The sequence below is a fragment of the Dyadobacter sp. SG02 genome (assembly GCF_900109045.1).
Classification (GTDB): Bacteria; Bacteroidota; Bacteroidia; order Cytophagales; family Spirosomataceae; genus Dyadobacter.
Genome location: NZ_FNYL01000003.1, coordinates 298,478 through 319,583, shown reverse-complemented (window position 1 = coordinate 319,583; position 21,106 = coordinate 298,478). Strand labels below are relative to the sequence as shown.

The following is a 21,106-nucleotide window of genomic DNA, read 5'->3' as shown; positions in this document are numbered from 1 at the left end:
TATTGGTAGAAAACCACTCATTCCCCGTTCGACGGCGGATCATTAAATCCTGATCCCGAACGAAATCCCCAGGCTCCGGCCATCCGAACTCCATATGCCCGCGCCGGGATACATTGTCGGACGTTTGGTGAAGTACTGCTTGTCGGTAATATTGTTAACGCCGAAACGCAGCTTGTAATGCTGGCCCAGGTAAAGCGTCGCATTCAAATCGAGCAGGCCGTAACCCGGTACTTTACCGATGGTACCGTTTGCGGATGGCTCCACGGTGTTCAGCGGGTTGGCGAAGTTGGAGCTTACGTAGCTGTATTGTGCGGTAACCGAAAGCTTTTTGTATTGGAACTGGATACCGTTTCGTGAAATCCAGGTAGGAACACCTTCTACGCGGTTGCCGGCCACGCTTTTGTTTTCGCCGTTCAATACGGCTGTTCCCCGAACATATTCAGCATCGAAATAGGAAGTCGATGTAAAAAACGACAGCTCGGTCTGAGGCTCGCCGCCATTGTACCGCTTGAATGCCGTGTATTCGAGGTACGCTTCCACGCCACGGGTTTTGCTGTCGCCGGTGGTAGTGCGGTACAGGTATGCATTGCCGTTCGCGTCCTTCATGGCTATGGTGCCCATCCGGTGGTTGATCATCACCTGGAACAGGCCGATGTCGTATCTCAGAACGTCCTTGATATTCCCGCTTACACCTGCTTCGAGGTTATAGCCGTTTGCATCTTTCAGGTTTTTATCGACTTGTTCCAACACGGAACCGGGGATAATGTCTTTGAAAACGACCGGGCGGTAAGCCTGCGAGAAGCCCGCATACGCCCTGCTATGCTCGCCGATCTTGTATTGCGAACTGATACCAAACAGCGGAAAGCTGTGTTTGATCGTGTTCGGGAGGTTCTGCGGATCGTAGTAGGTGATTTTGCCGGTCATATCGGTACCGCCTTTCTCCACGCGTACGCCGGGCGACACGCTCAGGCGAGGGGTAATGAAAATGAGGTTTTCCACAAACAATGCGACGTTATCGGTCGTCATGTACATATCGCGGCCAAACTGCGGATCGGTAACGGTGAGATCGAAATCGCTGCCGGTCGTGCCTTTACCGAGCTGGCGACGGCGCAGTTTGTTGTGCATATATTGAACACCACCCGAAACCAGGTTGCGGAAGCCCAGGAAATCGTACTGGTGCACCAGGCGCAACTCGGAAGTGAAGCTTTTGAAATTATCGATATCCACCTGGCGGGCGCGGTAGGCGTTCGTGACCCGGCTTATCGTGTCGGGCACGTTGGCGAACGCGTCGAACATCACGCTGTTACGCGCGCCGTACACACCCGATGTCGTCAGTTTCAATTGGGTATCGGGGTTGATTTTCCAGTCCACCACGATCGACGGCACGTAAATATCGGGGTTGAAATAGTTACGCGAGCGGGTCGACTGGCGCGGATCTGCCGCGAACATCGCGTCGGTCAGCGGACCCGGGATTTGGTATACATATTCCGAACGCCCCAGCTCCGCTTTAATGCGGAACGATTTACTGAATTCGTACATCAAACTCACATATTGCGACTCCGCGTCGGATTTCGCATTCTTGCGGTAGCCGTTGGAATGGCGTTTCTGGTAATAGGCCGAGTAAGTGAGCTTGCCCACCTTACCGCCGATGGCATTGTAGGAGCTGAAAAGCCCGAACGAGCCGGCTGAGTTAATGGTTTCGAACGTGAATGCTTTCGTGGTGTCCGGGCTTTTTGTGACATAATTGATCATCCCCCCGAATTGCGCGCCATATTGCAACGAGGACGTCCCACGCACCAGTTCCACGCGTTGGATCGATTCCATCGCCGGGCTGTAATGGCTGGCGGGGTAGCCATACATGTCGGAGTTGGTAATAATGCCGTTCTGCCGGATGTTGTATTCCCAGGACCGGTGCGGGTCGAGGCCGCGGGTGGAAATGTTGATCTGGTTGCCGCTGCCGTCCATATCGTAGACGAATACGCCCGGGATTTTGGCGAAAATGTGCCGCCCGGTTTTTTCGGCGACATTGCCGTTCACGCCGTCGATCTGGATCACTTCGCTCTTTTTCCCGGCGGTAATGTAGGTATTGTGGACGTCGGGAAGGCGTTCGGTGTGGACGGTATTCTTCCGCTCGCCTACCGTTACTTCATTGAGGTCCAACACCTTATCGTATTCCTTCTTTTTGTCGGTTTGTGCGTAGGCAGCTTGAAGGAGGGTGCAGAGAATGATGGTGGTTGTGTAAAGTTGTTTCATTAGCGTTTGTAATTTCTGATGCCACGAAGGCAGTAAGGAACACCGCAGCGGCGGACCGTGAATTTAGTACTGCCCGGTACCTGGGTGGAAAGTGCGCCAGCTGTGCCAGAATTCCTGGTAGGCATTGAGGCGTTGCAGGTCGGCTCCGGTACCGGTGAGGCGTTTGCCGAGGAGGTCGTGGGTGCTGGTTTTGGTGAAAATGGTATCGTTTCTTAATGTAAATGGTTCATTGACGGTTTTCTCGAATGCGAAGAAGCTGTTGTTGTCTGCGCTGAGTACCAATGCTACGGGCGCTCCCCCTACTTCGCTGTTGATAATGCGCTCTTTTTTGAGGCGGTTCCAGTCGAATGCTTTGGCTTTACCTCCCGTTTGAATGCCTACTACCCAGGATTTGTCTTTCCATGATAATGTGTCAGTTTTGGTAAGTGTCGATTTTCCGCGACCGGATTCGTAGCGGGCCATGGAGTCGTACCTGGCCTGGTACACCGGGTCGGGTTGCATGACTTTGCTGTTCGGGTGCAGTTTCAACCATTGGCTTAATGAAGTTTGGGTGCTGGCGAGTTCGGGGAGCATCTTGCCTTTCAGCGGACCGGCGATCGCTTCGCCGTTGACCTGCCGCCACCAGCTTCCGGTTTCACTATCTTCGAACATCGCATTGAAATGGTCCATTCCTACTAGCCGGAAAACTTCCGGTTTGCCGTCAACCGAAGGTTCAAAAACACGGCCTGTGCGGCACACGGTACAATAGGTAACCATGATGGGCTTCCCGCCGAGTTCGTCGCGCACCTGGTGGTGGTAACCGATAAACTGGATGGGGTATGCTCTGGCTTCGCCGTTAGCCTCCACGCCGATCACCAGTCGGTCCATATCCACTTTATTGGTAGCCGCATTGTGCTGGATTACCTGCGAAGGCTGGTAAAACATCGTATCCGCGGCCATTTCATAGTTCGTCGCGTAAGTAATGCCTGCCGCCAATAGCAGAACAATGGCACCCGGCCATTTTAATTTTCCTGAAAAAACTGAAAATCCCCCAACGAGAACCATCCCCCAGAACAATATCCGCAGCGGCCACCGCCAGGTATGGAGTATATAGGCAGCATCGATGCTGTTCATCTGCTGGCTGCCCGGCATAGGCATAATGAAGTAAACTTTCGCTATCTCATAAAGGATAATGCCAAGAATTCCCAGGTAAAAGAGCTTCTTCATATAAAAAGGTGCAGCGCACCGAAAGATTTGTAGACAGAAAGATTTGTAGATCGAAAGATTTGGAAACCAAAAGATTTGTAAAGAAATGGGTTCGCCAGGCGGCGAACCCGTTTGCCTAATATATTAACCTATGATAATACGCAAAATTCAGTTCATTTGCTTCTGAATGTGACAAGTAATGCCACCAGGAACGGCAGCGAGAACACCAGCAATGCATTCCCGAAACCTCCGAGCACCGCCACCAGGGAGCCAATGAAAAACACCGCCGTCGCGGTAAAGAACCGCCCGACGTTAAAACAAAAACCCGTGGCAGTGCCACGCACCGCAAACGGAAACAGCTCGGGGATGTAGCTGGACAATGCGCCCTGGCTGATCCCGAAACAGAATGCGAGCATCGCCGTTTCGATGTAAATGATATTCGAAAATGTGCGGTTGGTGATAAACAGCACGCCGCACATCACCACGCAGGTGGCGAATGTGGCCAGCAATGTATTTTTCTTGCCAAAGCGGTTCATCAATATCCCTGAGAACACACCGCCGGTAATGCCGCCCATTCCGAGGAGGATCATGAGCAGGCCCCGCTCTTTCTGGCCGTTCTCCCCGCTTGCGAGCAGCGACTGCGCCCACGTGGGAAGCCATGAGAATATGCCCCACAACCCGATCAGCACCGCTCCGAAAATCAATGACCCACGGATTACATTAGGCCGGTTCTGCGAATCAAAAATACTTTCCTGACCATTCCTGACCTCCCTGACGTTTTTCCACCGGTCGGATTCCGGCAACAAGAGGAAGATCAGCACCGCCGCAGCAACCGGGATGAACCCGATGCCAAACGCCGTGCGCCAGTTTGAAAACAGTAAGTTGAGACTGCCGGTAGTGACAATGCCGACCGGGAAACAAACGGCCAGTACGCCCAGGATCACGGCGCGACCGCGATCTTCCCAGATTTCGGAAATGTACACCGTCGTGATCAGCAGCACGCCGCCCACGCCCATTCCGGCTGTGAAACGGATGGCAAGTAACGAATACCAGTCGGGTACGATCGTTACCAGGCAGGTGGAAATGCCGTATAAGGCTGTTACGAGCGTCAATGACTTTTTTCGGCCGATGCGATCGCTTACCACACCGAATAGCAGCCCGCCACACATCCAGCCGTAGAGGTACACCGCATTCACATAAGCGCCTATCTCACCCAGTTCCGCTTCACTTACGGCCGCACCTTTTAGTTCCGGAATAGCCACCGGCAGGTACACCGACATCAGCGTCGATACCGTGCCGCTCAGCGTGTAAGCGACCACGCATAGCGCGAACGCCAGCCATTTCCGGCTGATGCTGATCGGTTCCACACGTTGTATTTCCAAAGTTTCCATAGCCGGTTAGCGGAAAAGTTCGTCGAAGTTGAGACTCACATAATACAGCCCGCCCACTGCCGGAGAGCCGTAAGCCTGCACGATGTATTTGTTCGTGATGTTGGAACCACCCAGTTTCACCACCGTTTTCAGGCTGGGAATGCGGTAGCTGACCTGCGCATCGAGCAAATTGTAAGCATTCACCCGGCCCGGACGCATTTCGGTAAATGTGCCGTACCAGTCAAACGCCTCCTGCCAGTGCCAGGCCACGTTGAAACCGATGCGGTCGGTCAGGCGGGCATTGCCGAACATGACATTGGTTTTCCATTTCGGCGTGTTGAATGCCGGGATATTGTTCGGATCAGCCTCGCCCATATTGAAATCGATCCAGGTCGCATTGGCAGATACCTTGTAATTTTTAGGCAAAGAGTAAGTCAAACCGGCGCTTACACCCTGGATGGAGACTTTGTCTTTGGCATTGGTATACAACTGATACAACTGCCTGCCCGCACCCAGCAGCTCCATGGCGGCCATCTGGTTCACCGAGCCGTCGGCAGCGAGGATATCCGATGGCGCCGCGGCGACCACCGTGTTGATGATAAAATCGGTGTACTGGCTGTAATAGTAATTGACGTCAAACAGCAGCTTTTTGGCAATCAAACCTTTATAACCGATTTCATAGCTTTTCACTTTCTCGGATTTGATATAAGGCACATTCGATTTCACGAGTTTGGCCTTGTTGTTCGCCACAGCTTGCGGGAAAGGAATGCCCTTCGCCATATCGGCACCGAAGGCCGAAGCAAATTCCGAGAACGATGCGATCGTCACCGAATTGGTATACGCATTCATTCCCGCCGAATTCACAGGTGCGCCGCCAAGAATGATGATCGGGCCTACATTCAACTTGATGTACTGATCGCCGATCGTAGGGTTGCGGAAACCGGTCTGGTAAGATGCGCGGAAATGGTGGTTTTCATTGGGTGAGAAAACGGCGGATGCACGCGGCGTGAAGCGGCCGTCGAAGTTCTCGTTCTTATCGTAGCGGCCCGAAACGGTCAGTTTCAGACGATCCTTCCAAAACGATCTGGAAGCCTGGGCAAAAACGCCGTATTCTTCGTTGGTGAGGTTTTTATCCTTATCGTCAAAAAGCGTCCCGCCCGTGTTGAGGAAGTATTTACGGTAGTTACCGCCCACCTGAAAGTTGATCACTTTCAGAAGCGAACTGAAATCATACATCCCTTCCACGTGGTTCAGGCTGCATTGGCTGAGGATACCGGCACCGGCCAGGCCGCGCGTTTTGATCAACTGATCTTTGGCCGTATTGAAAGCGGCGGAGCCCGGGGCAATGCGGCCTTCGTCCGCAAATGCGCGTGCGGCTGTATGGTTCTGCTGCGTCACGCCGGTAATGCCGCCGGTATAAGCGGCCGCATATCTGGCAAACCAGGTCGAATCGGCCTTGTTGGGAGCGACGGTGTTGCCTGCGAGGTCTTTCACCCAGGTGCGGTTGATCTGCTGGCCCAGTGCGCGGGTGTTGTAGGAATTGGTAGAATACTCGTGGTTCGTGTAGGCACGCACGTAGAAGTTGCTTCCGCGCAGTTCGAGCCGGTGCTGTACGAATTTGAAATCGTTGATCACGAACCTGTTGGAACCGGTGTACTGCGCCGTACCCTGGTTGTAGTTACCCTGGTAAATGGCTTCCAGCTTGTCGGTAATGCGGTAATGCAGCGCCCCGCTCAGTTTCAGGCTGTAAACACCGTAAGTAGCCAGGTCTTTTTCCTCATAACCCGTGCGCGATACCCGACCGATGTTCGGCAACGCCTGCGCCACCTCGTCGCCGTAAATATTCAGCGCGTTGCGGCCGGGATTGTTGGGGCCACGGTTTTCCGGGGTAGTATTCGGGTCGATGTCGGTGTAATCGTTGGCGTACCAGTCGGTGCCTTTGAGGTAAGATGCATTGAGTTTAAATGCGAGTTTGTTGTTGAAGGCTTTCGCGTATCGGATGGCCAGGTCATAAAGCGGTTTCGCGCCGAGGCCGGTACCATCGCCGATGTGGTTGATGCCGAACTTCGTCTGGGCACTCAGTCCCTGGTATTCAAATGGGTTTTTGGTGCGTGTATTGAGCATTCCGTTGAATGCGATCGGACCGTACAATGCGGAGGCCGCCCCGGGGATCAGCTCCGCACTTTCGACGTCGATGTCGTGCGGGCCAAAAAGGTTACCCATGGCAAAGCCCAGGCCGGACGGCTGGTTGTCCACCCCATCCACCAGTTGCAAAAAGCGGCTGTTGCCCGTCGTGTTGAATCCACGGGTGTTGATTTGCTTGTATGTCAGGCTGCTCGTTACCATATCAAGCGATTTCAGGTTAACCAAACCATCGTAAAAATTGGCGGAGGGCGTCTGCTGGATCGCACGGGAATCCATTTTCTCGATGCTCACCGGCGACCGCAAAATGCTCTCTTCCACCCTGGAAGCCGTTACTACCACCTGGTTCAGCTCTTCGATGGCCGGCACCAGGTTCACCCGCAGCGCTTCCGAAGAAGCCACTTCTTTTTCCAGTCTTGCATAGCCCACGAGCGAGATGATCAGCGTCGCGGGTGTATTGGTTTTCAGTTCAAAATAACCTTCCGCATTGCTGACGGTTCCGGTATTCCTGCCTTTGACAGAAATGGAAACACCCGAAAGCGGTTTCTGGGACTCATTATCAAAAATATGTCCCGAGATTTTCGTATTCTGCGCTTCCGCGATTGACGCAAAGCACAGATTTATGATGAGGTAGAGGATGGGTAAAAGTCCTTTCATAGGTTAGGTTTAAATAGTGGTTCGAGTAAAAGTTTAGATTAGGTTGGTTGAATTTGCTTTTTCAAATGGTCATAACCGTTGGGCAGGCGGTTGTAACCGTGGTCTACTAAACGTTGGCCGAGGCCGGCGTAAAAATCAGGATTGGCCGGCGCGACCGTCGCCATACCGTCGACGTACCGGTTGTACAGACAAAACAGCCCGGCGATCAGCACCGTGTCGTGGATTTCGGTATCCGTAGCGCCCTGCGCTTTCGCATTCGCGATCGACTCGGCCGTTACCGCTTTCCCGCTTTGCTGCACCTGCTTCGCGATTTTCAGCAATGCTTTCATTTTCTCGGAAACCGGTGTGGCGTCGATGTCCCGCTTCATGATCTCGCAGGTTTCGGTTTCGCCCAGCAGCAAATCCGCCGCAGCCGTGTGCGCCGCGGTACAGAAGCGGCATTCGTTGTTATGTGATACGATCGTCGCGATCAGCTCCCGCTCCGCCGGCGACAGCGAATTCTCGCCCCGTAAAATGAATTGCGTCAACTGACGTATAGGCTCGGCAGTTACGCGGCTGTATTCCAGCAAACCGGTAATGCCGGGCAAATGCTCCGGTAAGGGTATGTGTGGCATCGGTACGTTGTTGGTTTTGTGTTAACGATTTGCGTTTTTGTCGGACGTGGTCAGGTGATTGTCAGGGATTGTCAAGGGTGGTCAGGGATGGTCAAGAGTGGTCAGGGATTGTCAGGTATGGTCAGGGATTGTCAAGTGTGGTCAAGAGTGGTCAGGTATGTCAGGGATGGCCAGTATGTTATCTCGAACGACAAATGACCATACTTGACTATAAATGACTAAACCTGACTAAACCTGACTAAAAATGACCAAACCTGACTAAAAATGACCACACTTGACCAACCTACACCTCGACCGCATCCTGCTTCACCGGGTACCGAACGTACCCCGTAAACGCCATGCGCTGGCCCATTTCGCGGTAGGCTTCGTTGTCCTGCGGTGCCCAGGTACCCAGTCCGTCGACGTAGCGGTTGAACATGCTGAACGCCGCGGCGATCAGCACCGTGTCGTGAATTTCCCTGTCACCGGCGCCTTCCGCACGGGCTGCTGCGATATCCTCGTCGGTCACGGACTTTCCGCTTTTCTGCACTTTGCCGGCGATATTCAGCAATGCGCGGAGCTTGGGCGAGATTTCGATTTGTTGGAATCCGTTTTTAATGTCGTCGATCAGGCTGAGGTCGTAGCCTAAATGCGCCATCGCTGCCGAACCGTGCGAGGTATGGCAGAAATGCGTGTCATTAAGAAGCGAGACGTAGGAAGCGATCAGTTCGCGCTCGCCGCTTGGGATCGGCGATTCGCCACGGAGCAGGGTTTCCGCCAGTAGTTGTAGCGGGCCAGCCGTTTCCGGCCGGAAGTTGAACAGTCCGACAATGCCGGGAAGCGATTCATCGGGTAGAGCAATATGCGCCATTTGAAGGAAGATTTGGAGTTAGTAAATCGGTGTTTCCTCCTGCATGCGGGTGGCTGCATGTGCAACGACGCATATACGTATCATACACGCGTATACACGACGTACATCCATGCACGTTAAGCAATTTTCAGGAAGAATACGGAAGATAAACTAAGCCAGATCGGGCGGCGGGGATGGTATGGAGTAATATCTTTCAGGCTGAACAGATCTGACGAAAAATGGCAGAGCCCTGTTTTTGGATGGCTCCCATTCCAGCACATAAAACTTATGCTGGCGACCAGCGGTCATATACTCTTTGAGGAAATGCTTTAAAATGTTCGAATGCGCGTCCTGCTGCGAACCCGACGCCTGACCGGTTACCTGGTCGTTGATCTTCGAAACGAGCTCCGAAAAGCGGTCGCGGGCGTTTTGATCGAACTCGCAATGCACATACAACGTATCGTTGATCAGTTGCTGGCTTTTCATCTGGTAAAACTGCCCTTCATGCTCGATCTGCCCCTGAACAGGTTCCGGCGCGTCCCAGTTGGTCTGGTAAGGCACCGCCACCGGCACTTTGATCACAATATCCGCAGAACCCGCCGCCTGCTCTACCAGATCCTTTCCCGCAGCGCTGATGGTATAGCGTTCTTCCGACAGGTAGACTATCGAATAGCCCACCATATTGTAAAGCAACAGCCCCAGCAACAATATGGAAATGATCCTGCGCAATGTTGAAATATTGAAATTTTGTGCGGTTTGTACAAATGTATGGAAATGAGAATGAAATTGTTGATACGCGCTCAAAAATTTTTACGCGCCGCCGATCGCTAGTCAGGAGCATTCATTCACACATTACTACTCAACGTATACCCACATTAGTTACGCCATTTTTCAATTCGTCCCCACTTTCCCGCCGAAGAATAATTGCCTGTTAACCGCTCGGATATTGAGGGGTTTTTGTATTGAAATACATTGAAACCGGCTTTGTAAATAGCAGGTACTTTCAGCCAAAACTAATTTCGAACCGTGATGAAACGTAGTTGTTTATGCCTGCCAATCGGCCTTCTGGCATTCTTGATCATTCTGTTATTCAGCCATGCATCCTTTGGGCAGCTAGAAAAGACAGTCAAAAAGGTATCCCGCATCGATAGCGCTAGCCATGTGCGTCCGTGGGATGTCAGCATGAGCCTGTACGGGCTTATCAAAGGCGCTCCAATGAGGTTAACGATCAGAAGGATGAGCAAAAAAAATGGAGCTTACCGTCTGTCATTATGGGGAGGAATCTCAAAGGACAGAAGTTATGGAATGAATTCTGACTCCCTGATATCTAAAGCAAAACATTGGCACATCGGTACCACTTTGGGATACGAATGGCAAAAGAATATCAAAAAGCATCAGCTTTACTACGGTGTTGAAGCCTTCTATTCTTACGCGTCGGACGCATCGGGCTCAGTAGTAAACCCTTACCATGAAAGCAGAATACACATCGGACTTGTCGGACCTTTTATCGGAGCAAAATATCGCATACTTCCACAATTATCCGTTTCCGTCGAAATATGGGCAAATTTTTCTTTTCATCAATTATCCAACTGGGACCATGTAGAAAACCGAAGCGAGGGATTCTCCCGAACAATTGGAGTTGGCCTCGACCCTTTCAGAGCACTTAACTTATCGTATCACTTTTAATATCACACATTTATGAAAAGAGCTATATGCATTACGCTTGGACTCATGCTTTCGGCATTTCAATTTGCCAATGCGCAGTTGACCATCGGTTGCACTTCGGGATGTAACACGGCCCTCCCTAATGGAACGGAGCACGAATATGTAGCAACGGATGCAAGCTTTGCGAGTTGCAATAAGAAATTAGATACATGCAAATTCAAATGGGAAATCACCAATGGGACTATCGACGGTGGAACGACCGGCAACCCGTGCATTTTCGAAAATGATGGTTCATTCAAAGTGAAAGTTAAATGGAACAATGTAAATGCAAACGGTACCGTCAAGGTCACTACCAACATCAGCCCTTCTTGCTCGTCATGTCCTAACACCAGCGCAACCATCAGCATCCCCATCAAATACCTCGGCACGCCGGGCCCGATCAAAGTGAATGGGGTCGCCGCGCAAGGGTCGATCACCGTTCCGTGCGGGAATACCCCCATTACACTCTCAGTTGACCCGGTTACCAATGCCACAAGCTATTTCTGGACGTTACCGGCCGGTTGGAGCGGCTTTTCCAACACCAACACCATCGTGGTGACGCCGGGCACAAATTCGCAGGGCACGATCAAGGTGGGTGTATCGAGAAGCGATGTTCCTAATCTTTACATTTATGGCAATGCTGTGACCGTCAATCGCCCGCTCCCTGTTCTGACGTCTTCTGCCCCTGGCCTTAACGGAAGCGGTTTAAGCGTTTGCAATGCGGGGCAAACGATTAACGCAAGCGCGATAGGCACTAATGCCGACAAGTTCACGTGGACACCGGCGGGTGGCGCGAAAATAAACGGATCAACATCTCCTCAAACGGTATCCGGTAATGTTGCCGTATCGGCCACAACCGATGGCGGCTATACGGTAAAAGCGTATTCGACCGCCTGCGGTATCGCCAGTACCAACAGCGAAAGCCGCTCGGTATTTTACGGCCCCGCTATTTACAAAAACGGCTACTATACCACCAACGGCCTCACCTACGGACTGGCCGAGGACGACAGCCCGCCCTATCCGAATGCATTTTGCTGGACGGGAAATCCGACGCAAGGCGATGCGAAGCTCGAATTTTCGAAGGTACTTTCTAAAAGCTGGTTTAAGCTTACATCAAACCCCGCTAATTTCACCTGGGCGCCGAATCAATGGGATGGTGTTGGGCTAACTTTCAAGGCACTTTCAAATGATGTGCTGTTTGAATTAGGTTTCGGGAACAACTGCGGCGTTACGACCAAATACTTCGGCTTCCGGGTGATTAACTGCCTGCAAGCATTGACCGTCTACCCCAACCCTTCCGTGCAAGACCTGATTACGATTCAACTCGATAATTTGGAAAATGAAGAAGTCATGCCGCAATCTGTCGAGCTCTTTTCGGAACATTCCACTATCCCCGTCAGGACGCTATCGCCAGTCGAGATTTACAGGAACCAGGCTTTCAAGGACGGCAATAAAATGGAAATGAATGTTCGAGAATTACCCAAAGGCGTTTACTACCTGCATGTCGTACATGGCCGGATCGTCAACAAAAACATGGAAAAGATCAGGCTGATTTTGGAATGACTCCGGATAACAATGCGGCAAGCGCTACATTTGCAAATCAAAAGCCGCATTAACCAACCAACAAAATGCCTTTCGTCAATTTCAAAACCAATAAAGTAGTCAAAATCTGGGATGGCATTTATGGCACGCTCGGCCATTCGGAGCAGCAAACCTTCGGGCACTTCACAATCGATGCGGGGACCGTGCTGCCCGAGCACAGCCATTTCCATGAGCAATGGTGCCATGTGCTGGAAGGTGAGCTGGAATTTACCGTCGACGGGGAAACGATGCTGCTCACGCCGGGCATGACGGCCCATATCCCACCGCACGCGCCGCATTCCGCCGTGGCTCATACGCAATGCAGGGTGATCGATTGCTTTACCCCTGCGCGCCAGGATTTCATCGAACTCGAAAAGCAGTCGTAGTTCAGAGCCTTACGCCCGTTGTACCACCTTTTTCCATGGAAATATCAATGGGCGCATTGGTTTTCCAGCTACCGCGGGTGAAATCCGGGACGTCGATGGAGTTGGAGCGATGCGCTACCGACCATTCGCTAAGCGGACCGACGGAGCTCCACAATGCGGCATCGTACACGTCCTGGTCGAGTGGCAGGCCGTTACGCAGGCAGTCGATGGTGCGCCAGTCCATGAGAAAATCCATGCCGCCGTGGCCGCCGACCTGTTTGGCTGCTTCCCCTATTTTCTTCACAATAGGCGGCGTATGTGTCGTTTCCAGTGCTTTATATGCTTCCGCCGAAAGCCATTCGTGACCTTTGGCAATGCGGGCAGGCTCGGGGTATTTCAATGCGGCGCCCTGGGTACCACTCACGAGCTGGATGCGGGAGTAGGGCCGCGGTGACGCGACGTCAAATTGTACCATGATCGTTTTGCCGTTTTTCGTGCGGATGGTGGAGGTGTTCATCATCCCGTTGAAAGGCTTCCCGACGAATGGTTTGAAATCGGCATCACCAGCAGCCAGCTGTTTGGCCGTATCAGCCATCACAAAATCATTGTTCGACATTGATACGAGGTAATCCATCGCATCGCCCCGGTTGATATTCATTACCTGGCAAATAGGCCCGAGGCCGTGCGTCGGATAGAGGTTACCCGTCCGTTGCGAGAGCTCTTTCAGCTCCCACATCTGGTAAAACCGCTCTTTGTCAAACACATATTCCTGCAAATTATGAATGTAAGCGCCTTCCGCGTGGGTGATTTCGCCGAAGAAACCCTGTCGCGCCAGATTCAGGGTTAGCAGTTCCGAAAAATCGTAGCAGCAGTTTTCGGTCATCATGCAATGCTTCCGCGTCTTTTCCGACGTTTCGACCAGTTGCCAGCATTCATCGATCGTTTTGGCCGCGGGGACTTCCACGCATACGTGCTTGCCGTGGTTCATCGCGAACACCGCCATCGGGGTGTGCAATGCCCAGGGCGTCACAATGTATACCAGATCGAGGTCGCCGCGCTCGCAGAGCCTCTTCCAGATTTCGGGATGCGTATGATAGCCCTGGGGTTTGTGTCCGTGACCGGCTACCATTTGAATAGCTTCGTTCACTTTCCCTTCCCGCAGATCACAAATCGCTTTGATTTCCACGCCCGCGATCTTGTTCATCCGCTCCACCGCAGCCATTCCGCGGTTACCCAGCCCGATGAAGCCAATACGCACCGTTTCGAGCTTCGGAGCGGCATAATTGCACATATTGAACAGCTGTGCGCTGGCCGGACGCGCCAACGGCATCGCGGTATCGACTGGTGGTAATGCCGCCGAAGCCAACCCCAGGCCGGTCATTTTAATAAAATCTCTGCGGTGCTGGTCCATCGGGGCGCGGATTAGGCATTCAAAATAGATTCGCTCAAAAACTGAGGCGTGTAGCCATTATCTTTCGCCCATTGCACGGCCGTGCGGATTTTGTCGCGAAAATCGGGCTGATAGTTGAAATAGGATGGATAGAAATATTGCTCATGCACCAGCAAATCGAGGTAGGGCGGTTTGTGACCGTTCTTTTCGTGTGCATCGAGGTGCGGGCGGATGTCTTCCAGCTTTTTGGTGTCGATTACAATGCTCGCGCGGACGAAAGTGATGTCCTGCTCCGTGTCCCGCCATACAAAACGCTTTTTGAGGTGCCTGCGCTGCGGCACGGTGAGGTAGTAGGAAGCAGACGGCAGCTTATCATCCACATTGAAATACCCCACCTGCCCCACGTAACCCGCATCGCGCATCGCACGAGAGCCCGCGGCCGTGGCTTCGCCCCAATGGATGGTAGTGACCGAATGCATGACTTCCTCCCCGGCAAACCGACGAATCTCACTCATAATGAGGTCGCAATCGCGTTTCACCTCATCATAACCGGCATGCACATACGGCATGTCGGGAAATTCCTGCAATGCATGGAAGCTCAGCCGAAGCCAGTCCGCGTTGGCTTTCCATTCGTTTTTGTACTGATCTGTGAAATCGGAGAGGTTGAAGCCTTCCGTTTGATAAAAGAGGTTCAGGTGGATTTTTGTCGCGTATTCCGCATTGATTTGTTTCAAAAATCCTAAGTAAGCATTGTCGAAAAGCGACGCATATCGGCCCCTGTTTTCCTGAATATCACGTAAAAACCAGATATTATCATCGATCGACAGCCTGTAATGCCCGGCGAAATTGTTGAGTAAAAAAACGCGGATAGCCGTTTTCGCTCCGCTGATCTCGTCCACTGCTTCCAGCCTGTTTTCATATCCTTCCAGCAAAACCTCCACCTGAAAATGGTCGTCCACACGCGAGGCCGGTATGCCGTTCACGAAAATTAAAGCGTGTTCCGGCGCCGCCACCTTTACAACGATTATCAACTTACCATCCAGCAAATTGCCGTCAAAGGAGTGAAACACATCTCCTTGAACGGGAGTAAGGAAGTTTAGTGGGTTATTGGTGGTGTTCATGGGAAGAGGTTTTGACCATGGACTATCGACGATGGATCATGGACCATGGACTATGTTTTTTGTGTAATCCTTTCAATCTAACAAATCTCTCGTCCACGGCCCCATGGTCCATGGTCGATCGCCGACAGGCGATCTATGGTCGGCAGTCGGCGTCAGCCTAATACGTTGCCCTGCCCCCCGAAAGATCAAACGTGAATCCGGTAACGAAGCTATTCTCCGGCGAAACGATGAATGCGGCCATGTTTGCCGCTTCTTCGAGTGTGCCGCAGCGCTTCATGGGGATCTTGTCGGTCATGTATTTCACCTGCGCTTCGGGCATCGCGTCCACGAGGGGCGTCTGGATCACCGCCGGCGCGAGTGCATTTACGGTAATGCCTGTCTCGGCGTATTCCTTGCCCTGCACCTTCGTCATGCCGATCACCGCCGCTTTTGAAGCGGAATAGGCCAGCATACCCGCATTTCCTTCTTTTCCGGCAATAGATGCAATGTGCAAAATCCGCCCGTAGTTGTTTCGAAGCATGTAGGGCAGCACGGCTTTGGCGGTATAAAAGCTCGCCATAAAATTGATATTGAACACTTTCTGCAAATTGGCGGTATCCACATCGTGGCTTTTGATATTGGTAGCGCCCGTGATCCCGGCGCAGTTGATCAGGATATCGATTTTACCAAAACGCTCCACCACCCGCGCCACGGCATCGGAAACTAGTTGCTCATCGGTAACATCCACGCCGATGACCTCCTCGCGCTCCGCATTGCCGACGAATTCGTCCTTCAACGCCTGCCCGTTCAAATCCAGTAGTCCTATTCGGGCACCTTCATTCAGCAGCTTATGGGCGATCACCAGCCCCAAACCGGAAGCGGCGCCCGTAATCACGGCGACCTGATCCTCGAAAGTGTTCATCTTACCAGCGCGTTTAGTATTGAACTTAGGTTTGCTGGTTTTAAAAGTACTTTTTTCTCCGTTTTTTATCACGCTTTCGACAAGGTTGTTTCCAGTGACCTGATTTCCCACGTTTCATCATTAATCACATCCAAAACCCTCTGATTCAATTCCTTAATATAGGAAACAGACGAAGGGTCAGGGATATACGCGGCCTTGCGGGCAATGCTGTTTTTCAGGACCCCGCGCGCCATCAGCAGCTCCTTTTCGGCATAATGGAAGAGCTCCATATTTTGCAGGGAGAAGAATATCTGCGGCATTACCTTTTCGAACAGATCGAATGCTTTCTGGTGCGCGCCCTGGTTACGAAGGGTAAATACTTTCTGCAAAATGTCGGACACGGCCAGCCCCGGCATTACCCCGCGGATACCCAACGGAATGAGTTCGAGCATATACAAGCCGCCCCAGCCTTCAAAAAGCCCGATTTTGCCCCCGGTTTCGTTGATAATGCTTTCAAATTTCGGCGCGCACAGCGGTTCTTCGAGTTTGAGGTATTTAAAATTCGGATGCTGCTCCATCAACTCCCGGATGAAGCTGACGCTGATCGACGACCCGCCCGGGTTGAAGTCCTGGATCAGTACCGGCGTATCGGGTATGGATTGTAAAAATTCGGACAGATAAGCTTTGAGCGAATCTTCCGGCAGGCTGAAAATCCGCGGTACCGCGAGCGACACGACGTCCGCGCCTGCCGCCACGTTCGCCTGCGCGAGACGGATGGCCTGTTTCAGCGACGGGTGATTGGATTGCGCGACGATCTTCACGCGCCCGGCCGCCTGCGACACGGCTATGCGCACGACCTGCAACTTCTCGTCGTCTGTCAGTTTGTAAAATTCGCTGGCATAGGCCGGCAGGCAAACGGCCCCGATACCGGCCGAAACGGCAAAATCGATCAGGTCGCGGAGGGCCGCTTCGTCAATCTCCTCATCTTCTGTAAATGGCGTCGGGATAATGGGAACGACGCCCGAGAGTTCGTTTTCTGCATTCATACGCTTGGGGGTTTTATGGATTGGCATTCACCAGGTCTTCCTGCGTTTTTTCCCGCGTCGCCCTGCTGTCTACAATGGTGAGTATCAACGTTGATGCAAGCACCAGGATGCCGCCGATAATGGCCTGTGCTTTCAATGTTTCGCCCAGGACGAATGCCGCAATGGGCAGGCCCATGAACGTAATGAGGTAATTGGACAATGCAACCTGCGTGGCATCGAGGTATTTGAGGACCTTGAAAAACAGCAGCATCGACAGGAAATTGTGAAAGAGCGTCAGCGCGATCATCCCCGTCCAGGTCTGCGCGGTATAATGCGGTATCACCGAATACATTTTCGGCTCGTAGTACCACACCAACGGGGCCAGCAGGATTACCATCACGAGGTAGGTGTAAAAAACCATTTCCATTTCGGTGTATTGCCCGGCGATCTTCTTGCAGCCGACATTATAATAGCCATTGCCCAGTATCGCAAGGAAAATCAACAGGTTACCGACCGCGTACTGCGAGCTCATGTCCATATTCCGGATATCATCCGTCGAGCAGAGCAGCACGCCTGCGATTGCGATCCCGAAGCTGATCCAGCGGATGCGGTTCATTTTTTCTTTTAATATAATGAATGCAAAAACCGCTGTAACCACAGGTAATGCGAGGATCAGGATGGCCGCGTTGCTTGCTAACGAGTACTGCGTGCCCCAGGTCATCAGCACCTGTGAAGGGAAGGCACCGATGGCTGCCAGTTGCACAAAAATGAGTACGTCCCGGATTCGCTTGTTCCCTTTTTTAAAATCGCGCCAGGCATAAGGTGCCAGGAAAACCGTAGCGAGCAGCATAGGCAACCAAACCGTAAAATATGGCCCTACCTGATCCTGTGTGAGTTTAATGCATGTGAAATGGAACGACCAGATCAGGTTGCAGAAGAAGAGGATCGCCCACGAATAGAATGCCTTCTTCATGAATGTGCGGTTAGGATTTTTCCGGTTTGATATTTTTGAAGCGCGTCGTGATCGAGTGCAATACCCAGCCCGTGGCCCTGCGGTACTTTTGCCGCGCCGTTTTGAAATACAATAGGCTCGGAAAGCAGGTCGTCCAACCGCACGAGCTCCCCGAAAATGTCCGACGGAATCGTGCAATTAATGCTCGCCGCCGCAATGTGGAGCCCCATCGTCTCCGAGATACCCAGGTCTACTTCCGAGCCGCGCCAGCATTGCTTACCTTCCAGGTGCGCGATTTCCGCCAGCAGGATGCAGTTGTAGGCCGAGCCATTGAAATTGTAGCCGTCGGCCGCGTCCGCACGCACGAACGTGATCATGTCGCGGATGTCCTGCGTGTACGGGAGCGAAATGTGCCGGTAAATGGGTATACCAAGCTGTTTTCTGAGGTATTTAAAACCTTCCACATCCGCGTGCAGTACCGGGTCTTCGAGGCCTAGCATGACGTCCGTTTCCACTCCCTCCATCAGTTTCATCGTCGTTTTCACATCGTTCCAGCGTTGGTTCGGGTCGAGCAGGACTTTAATGCCGTCGCCGCATTGTTTTTTAATCTCTTCGGTCCAAAGCCGCACCGGGTCTTCATCGGAACATTTGAATTTGAAAACCTTATGCCCTTTCTGCATTGCCTCGAATGCCTTCCGGGCTGCGTCTTCCGGTGTCCGCCGGCCAGTCCAACCCATACAATCGACCGTATCGCGGTAACTTCCGCCAAGCAACTGGTACACCGGCACGTGCAGCAGCTTCCCCACCAGATCGAGGACACAGCTTTCAAATGCTTCGTAAATGCGCTGATCGGTTACGGGTAGCCGCCGCCAGTTCAGGTTCAACACATCTTTTCCCACGAATTCGCGCACAGCCTCTCGGATGAGGTCGCCCGAGGCGCTGCGGTAGGTCTCGCCTATGCCCGTAAGCCCGTTCGCGAGGGTCATTTCGATGATCCATTTGGGCTGGTTCGCAAATTCCGTCCAGCTTTCGCCGGTCAGGAATTTTTGGGCAAATGCGCTGTCCTTGTCCAGTACCGTTTCGGAATTCAGGCTTCCGGGTTTGGCCGGCACGATTACCTCCGTGGCCCGGACCGATACAATTGTTGTCATTCCTGCGGGTATTTTTCAGCCAGCTTCCGGATATCGTAACTAAAATCGATAAATGCTTTTTCCCAGGCCTCGGCGCTTTCAGGGGTATAGGGGTAAAATCCCTGCGCATTGCTCACGCCTTTCGCACCGGAGGCTACGAGTTTTTCCATCATTTGGGGCACCGTCTGCCGGTTATCGAGGTCGGGGAACAAATCCTTCATCACGGTCAGGTAGGCCGGAATGCCCGTCAAATCCATAAACCGGAAGGGTCCCGCGAAGGTGATCCAGTATCCAAGGTCGTTTCGCAGCGAGCGGTCGACGTCCTCGACTGTCGCATAGCCGTTCTCCACCAGATTGAAAGCTTCGCGCAGCATCGCATACATAATACGGTTGGTGATAAACCCGCGGATATCCTTCCGCAGCAGCGACGGTTCCTTCCCCCAGCTTTCGGCCAGCTTCACGATTTGCTCCGCATATTTCAGGTCCGAATCCTTTCCGCAAATCACCTCCATAAACCGGGTAATATGCGCCGGTTCCGCCCAGTGAATACCCAGCAGCCGCTCGGGATGCCACAAACCTTCCTGCAAAACCGAAACCGGGATTGCCGAAGTATTGCTGCCGATAATGGCCGTGTTGGAAAGCACCGTTTCCAATGCCTTGTACACGGCCTTTTTCGCTTCCACATCCTCGGTAATCGACTCGATCACCACTTCATGATCGACCAGGTCGGCGATATTCGTTGTAATCGTAATGCGCCCCGCCACCGTTTCGGGCGGTTCTTTTAGCAGTCCTTCATAGCGAAGCTCGTCCAGAAAACCCAGGATACGTCTACGCGCCGGTCCCGCCTCGCTTTCATCCTTAACCAGCGAGGTAACTTCATGCCCCGCCGCGAGAATGCAGGTGGCAATGCTGCTGCCCATCAGGCCCAGGCCTACGGTTCCGATACGTGGTTTGTTGTTCATGTTGATATGGACCGCCGACGGCTGACCGCTGATTGCTTTTGATTTGCTGATAGTTATGACAACACCTGACCATTCTTGACAACACCTGACCACTCTTGACAAAACCTGACTACTCTTGACAACACCTGACCACTCTTGACAACACCTGACTACAACCTCCCACCTATCTCCCATCCTGCAAATGCGTCCAAAAACGCCACCAATGCCTCCGTTGCCTTACCGATCAAATGCGCTCCCTTTTCGGCTGTCGCTTTTTGCGGTTCGCCGCTGCTGCCATTGCCGGAAATGAAGGCGGTTTGCTTGAAGAGCGTTACGCCGCGGTAGGGCTCGTCGTCTTCCCAGGGAATGTAGCCGTTGCTGGCCGGCCGTTGGGCACGTTCCGCTTTTTCCATCCATACTTTCCCGGGAAAAAGATGGAGCATCATGCTCGTTTCGTATTCGCAGGCATGGCTCAATGCGGGACTTTCCATGGGCGCGTCTCCGGCAAATGGCTTTCCGGCCAGCTCCCAGTAAGTTACCAGGGCAATGTTGACAGCATTTGCGTACTCGGAATCACTACTTAGCATCGCAAGGGCCTGTTTCACCGGCGTGATATTACCGCCGTGACCATTCAGCAGCACAATCCTCCGGAAACCACTTCGCAACAGCGTGCCTACCATATCCACGATTACCTGTGTGTATAATGCCGGGTTGATACTGATTGTCCCGCCAAACGACAAGTGGTGATGACTCGAACCGATCGGCAACGTCGGGCACAACAACACGCGCCCGGCGAGGGACGCCTCCGCGACACCCGCGAGGTGCGTGACTATATCCGTATCCGTCGACACGGCCAGATGCGGCCCGTGCTGCTCCGTGGCACCCAGCGGAAGCAGCACTACTGCCTCTTCGGCTAATGCCCGGATAGATGGATAGTTTAAGTCGGCGAATCGCATAACGGAGGTTC

The 21,106-nt window shown here is 52.7% G+C and carries 18 protein-coding genes; 3 read left to right on the top strand and 15 right to left on the bottom strand.

Annotation, left to right across the window (positions count from 1 at the left end):
• Nucleotides 1-42: 42 nt before the first annotated feature.
• The 7 genes from BMW93_RS08370 to BMW93_RS08340 all read right to left on the bottom strand — a co-directional run bounded on the left by BMW93_RS08370 (nt 43) and on the right by BMW93_RS08340 (nt 9,779).
• Nucleotides 43-2,253 (bottom strand): TonB-dependent receptor domain-containing protein, encoded by a 2,211-nt coding sequence (locus BMW93_RS08370; RefSeq protein ID WP_090374768.1) that lies wholly within the window; start codon nt 2,251-2,253, stop codon nt 43-45.
• 63 nt (nt 2,254-2,316) lie between these two features.
• Entirely contained in the window at nt 2,317-3,459 is a 1,143-nt protein-coding gene (locus tag BMW93_RS08365; RefSeq protein WP_090374767.1) for a DUF3179 domain-containing (seleno)protein, read from the bottom strand.
• Between the two features lie 152 nt (nt 3,460-3,611).
• A complete protein-coding gene (locus BMW93_RS08360) occupies nt 3,612-4,829 on the bottom strand; it encodes an MFS transporter (RefSeq protein WP_090374766.1) in 1,218 nt (405 codons plus the stop codon).
• Between the two features lie 6 nt (nt 4,830-4,835).
• Nucleotides 4,836-7,607: a TonB-dependent receptor gene (locus BMW93_RS08355; protein ID WP_090374765.1), complete on the bottom strand. Its 2,772-nt coding sequence runs from the start codon at nt 7,605-7,607 to the stop codon at nt 4,836-4,838.
• 38 nt (nt 7,608-7,645) lie between these two features.
• A complete protein-coding gene (locus tag BMW93_RS08350; protein ID WP_090374764.1) occupies nt 7,646-8,221 on the bottom strand; it encodes a carboxymuconolactone decarboxylase family protein in 576 nt (191 codons plus the stop codon).
• 283 nt (nt 8,222-8,504) lie between these two features.
• The gene (locus BMW93_RS08345; protein WP_090374763.1) at nt 8,505-9,071 is read right to left on the bottom strand and encodes a carboxymuconolactone decarboxylase family protein; all 567 of its coding nucleotides are present in this window, start codon (nt 9,069-9,071) and stop codon (nt 8,505-8,507) included.
• A gap of 150 nt (nt 9,072-9,221) precedes the next feature.
• On the bottom strand, nt 9,222-9,779 hold the full coding sequence (locus BMW93_RS08340; RefSeq protein ID WP_229240275.1) for a hypothetical protein: 558 nt from the start codon (nt 9,777-9,779) through the stop codon (nt 9,222-9,224).
• 300 nt (nt 9,780-10,079) lie between these two features.
• Between BMW93_RS08340 and BMW93_RS08335 the strand changes: the two genes are divergently transcribed.
• The 3 genes from BMW93_RS08335 to BMW93_RS08325 all read left to right on the top strand — a co-directional run bounded on the left by BMW93_RS08335 (nt 10,080) and on the right by BMW93_RS08325 (nt 12,721).
• Nucleotides 10,080-10,736, top strand: coding sequence for a hypothetical protein (locus BMW93_RS08335; RefSeq protein WP_090374762.1), 657 nt, complete (start codon nt 10,080-10,082; stop codon nt 10,734-10,736).
• A gap of 12 nt (nt 10,737-10,748) precedes the next feature.
• Nucleotides 10,749-12,317: a hypothetical protein gene (locus BMW93_RS08330; RefSeq protein WP_143061623.1), complete on the top strand. Its 1,569-nt coding sequence runs from the start codon at nt 10,749-10,751 to the stop codon at nt 12,315-12,317.
• 65 nt (nt 12,318-12,382) lie between these two features.
• A complete protein-coding gene (locus tag BMW93_RS08325) occupies nt 12,383-12,721 on the top strand; it encodes a cupin domain-containing protein (protein ID WP_090374760.1) in 339 nt (112 codons plus the stop codon).
• Nucleotide 12,722: 1 nt separating this feature from the next.
• On the opposite strand, the gene BMW93_RS08320 is transcribed toward BMW93_RS08325, so the two are convergent.
• The 8 genes from BMW93_RS08320 to BMW93_RS08285 form a co-directional block, all read right to left on the bottom strand.
• Nucleotides 12,723-14,111 carry a Gfo/Idh/MocA family protein gene (locus BMW93_RS08320; protein WP_090374759.1) on the bottom strand — a complete coding sequence of 463 codons (1,389 nt, stop codon included), beginning with the start codon at nt 14,109-14,111 and terminating at the stop codon, nt 12,723-12,725.
• Between the two features lie 11 nt (nt 14,112-14,122).
• Entirely contained in the window at nt 14,123-15,211 is a 1,089-nt protein-coding gene (locus BMW93_RS08315; protein WP_090374758.1) for a hypothetical protein, read from the bottom strand.
• 157 nt (nt 15,212-15,368) lie between these two features.
• The gene (locus BMW93_RS08310) at nt 15,369-16,112 is read right to left on the bottom strand and encodes an SDR family NAD(P)-dependent oxidoreductase (protein ID WP_090375073.1); all 744 of its coding nucleotides are present in this window, start codon (nt 16,110-16,112) and stop codon (nt 15,369-15,371) included.
• Between the two features lie 68 nt (nt 16,113-16,180).
• Nucleotides 16,181-17,137: a dihydrodipicolinate synthase family protein gene (locus tag BMW93_RS08305; protein ID WP_090374757.1), complete on the bottom strand. Its 957-nt coding sequence runs from the start codon at nt 17,135-17,137 to the stop codon at nt 16,181-16,183.
• Nucleotides 17,138-17,150: 13 nt separating this feature from the next.
• Nucleotides 17,151-18,089 carry a DMT family transporter gene (locus tag BMW93_RS08300; RefSeq protein ID WP_090374756.1) on the bottom strand — a complete coding sequence of 313 codons (939 nt, stop codon included), beginning with the start codon at nt 18,087-18,089 and terminating at the stop codon, nt 17,151-17,153.
• A complete protein-coding gene (locus BMW93_RS08295) occupies nt 18,086-19,219 on the bottom strand; it encodes a mandelate racemase/muconate lactonizing enzyme family protein (RefSeq protein ID WP_090374755.1) in 1,134 nt (377 codons plus the stop codon). The genes BMW93_RS08300 and BMW93_RS08295 overlap by 4 nt, the downstream gene beginning before the upstream one ends.
• The gene (locus BMW93_RS08290) at nt 19,216-20,160 is read right to left on the bottom strand and encodes a 3-hydroxyacyl-CoA dehydrogenase family protein (protein WP_090374754.1); all 945 of its coding nucleotides are present in this window, start codon (nt 20,158-20,160) and stop codon (nt 19,216-19,218) included. The genes BMW93_RS08295 and BMW93_RS08290 overlap by 4 nt, the downstream gene beginning before the upstream one ends.
• A 149-nt stretch (nt 20,161-20,309) precedes the next feature.
• Entirely contained in the window at nt 20,310-21,095 is a 786-nt protein-coding gene (locus tag BMW93_RS08285) for a creatininase family protein (protein ID WP_090374753.1), read from the bottom strand.
• Nucleotides 21,096-21,106 lie beyond the last annotated feature (11 nt).

Coding starts and splice junctions, on each gene's coding strand:
- BMW93_RS08290 (WP_090374754.1), bottom strand. CDS start 20,160: ATGAACAACAAACCACGTATCGGAACCGTAGGCCTGGGCCTGATGGGC.
- BMW93_RS08330 (WP_143061623.1), top strand. CDS start 10,749: ATGAAAAGAGCTATATGCATTACGCTTGGACTCATGCTTTCGGCATTT.
- BMW93_RS08335 (WP_090374762.1), top strand. CDS start 10,080: ATGAAACGTAGTTGTTTATGCCTGCCAATCGGCCTTCTGGCATTCTTG.
- BMW93_RS08315 (WP_090374758.1), bottom strand. CDS start 15,211: ATGAACACCACCAATAACCCACTAAACTTCCTTACTCCCGTTCAAGGA.
- BMW93_RS08360 (WP_090374766.1), bottom strand. CDS start 4,829: ATGGAAACTTTGGAAATACAACGTGTGGAACCGATCAGCATCAGCCGG.
- BMW93_RS08300 (WP_090374756.1), bottom strand. CDS start 18,089: ATGAAGAAGGCATTCTATTCGTGGGCGATCCTCTTCTTCTGCAACCTG.
- BMW93_RS08305 (WP_090374757.1), bottom strand. CDS start 17,137: ATGAATGCAGAAAACGAACTCTCGGGCGTCGTTCCCATTATCCCGACG.
- BMW93_RS08345 (WP_090374763.1), bottom strand. CDS start 9,071: ATGGCGCATATTGCTCTACCCGATGAATCGCTTCCCGGCATTGTCGGA.
- BMW93_RS08365 (WP_090374767.1), bottom strand. CDS start 3,459: ATGAAGAAGCTCTTTTACCTGGGAATTCTTGGCATTATCCTTTATGAG.
- BMW93_RS08295 (WP_090374755.1), bottom strand. CDS start 19,219: ATGACAACAATTGTATCGGTCCGGGCCACGGAGGTAATCGTGCCGGCC.
- BMW93_RS08355 (WP_090374765.1), bottom strand. CDS start 7,607: ATGAAAGGACTTTTACCCATCCTCTACCTCATCATAAATCTGTGCTTT.
- BMW93_RS08350 (WP_090374764.1), bottom strand. CDS start 8,221: ATGCCACACATACCCTTACCGGAGCATTTGCCCGGCATTACCGGTTTG.
- BMW93_RS08285 (WP_090374753.1), bottom strand. CDS start 21,095: ATGCGATTCGCCGACTTAAACTATCCATCTATCCGGGCATTAGCCGAA.
- BMW93_RS08325 (WP_090374760.1), top strand. CDS start 12,383: ATGCCTTTCGTCAATTTCAAAACCAATAAAGTAGTCAAAATCTGGGAT.
- BMW93_RS08310 (WP_090375073.1), bottom strand. CDS start 16,112: ATGAACACTTTCGAGGATCAGGTCGCCGTGATTACGGGCGCCGCTTCC.
- BMW93_RS08370 (WP_090374768.1), bottom strand. CDS start 2,253: ATGAAACAACTTTACACAACCACCATCATTCTCTGCACCCTCCTTCAA.
- BMW93_RS08320 (WP_090374759.1), bottom strand. CDS start 14,111: ATGGACCAGCACCGCAGAGATTTTATTAAAATGACCGGCCTGGGGTTG.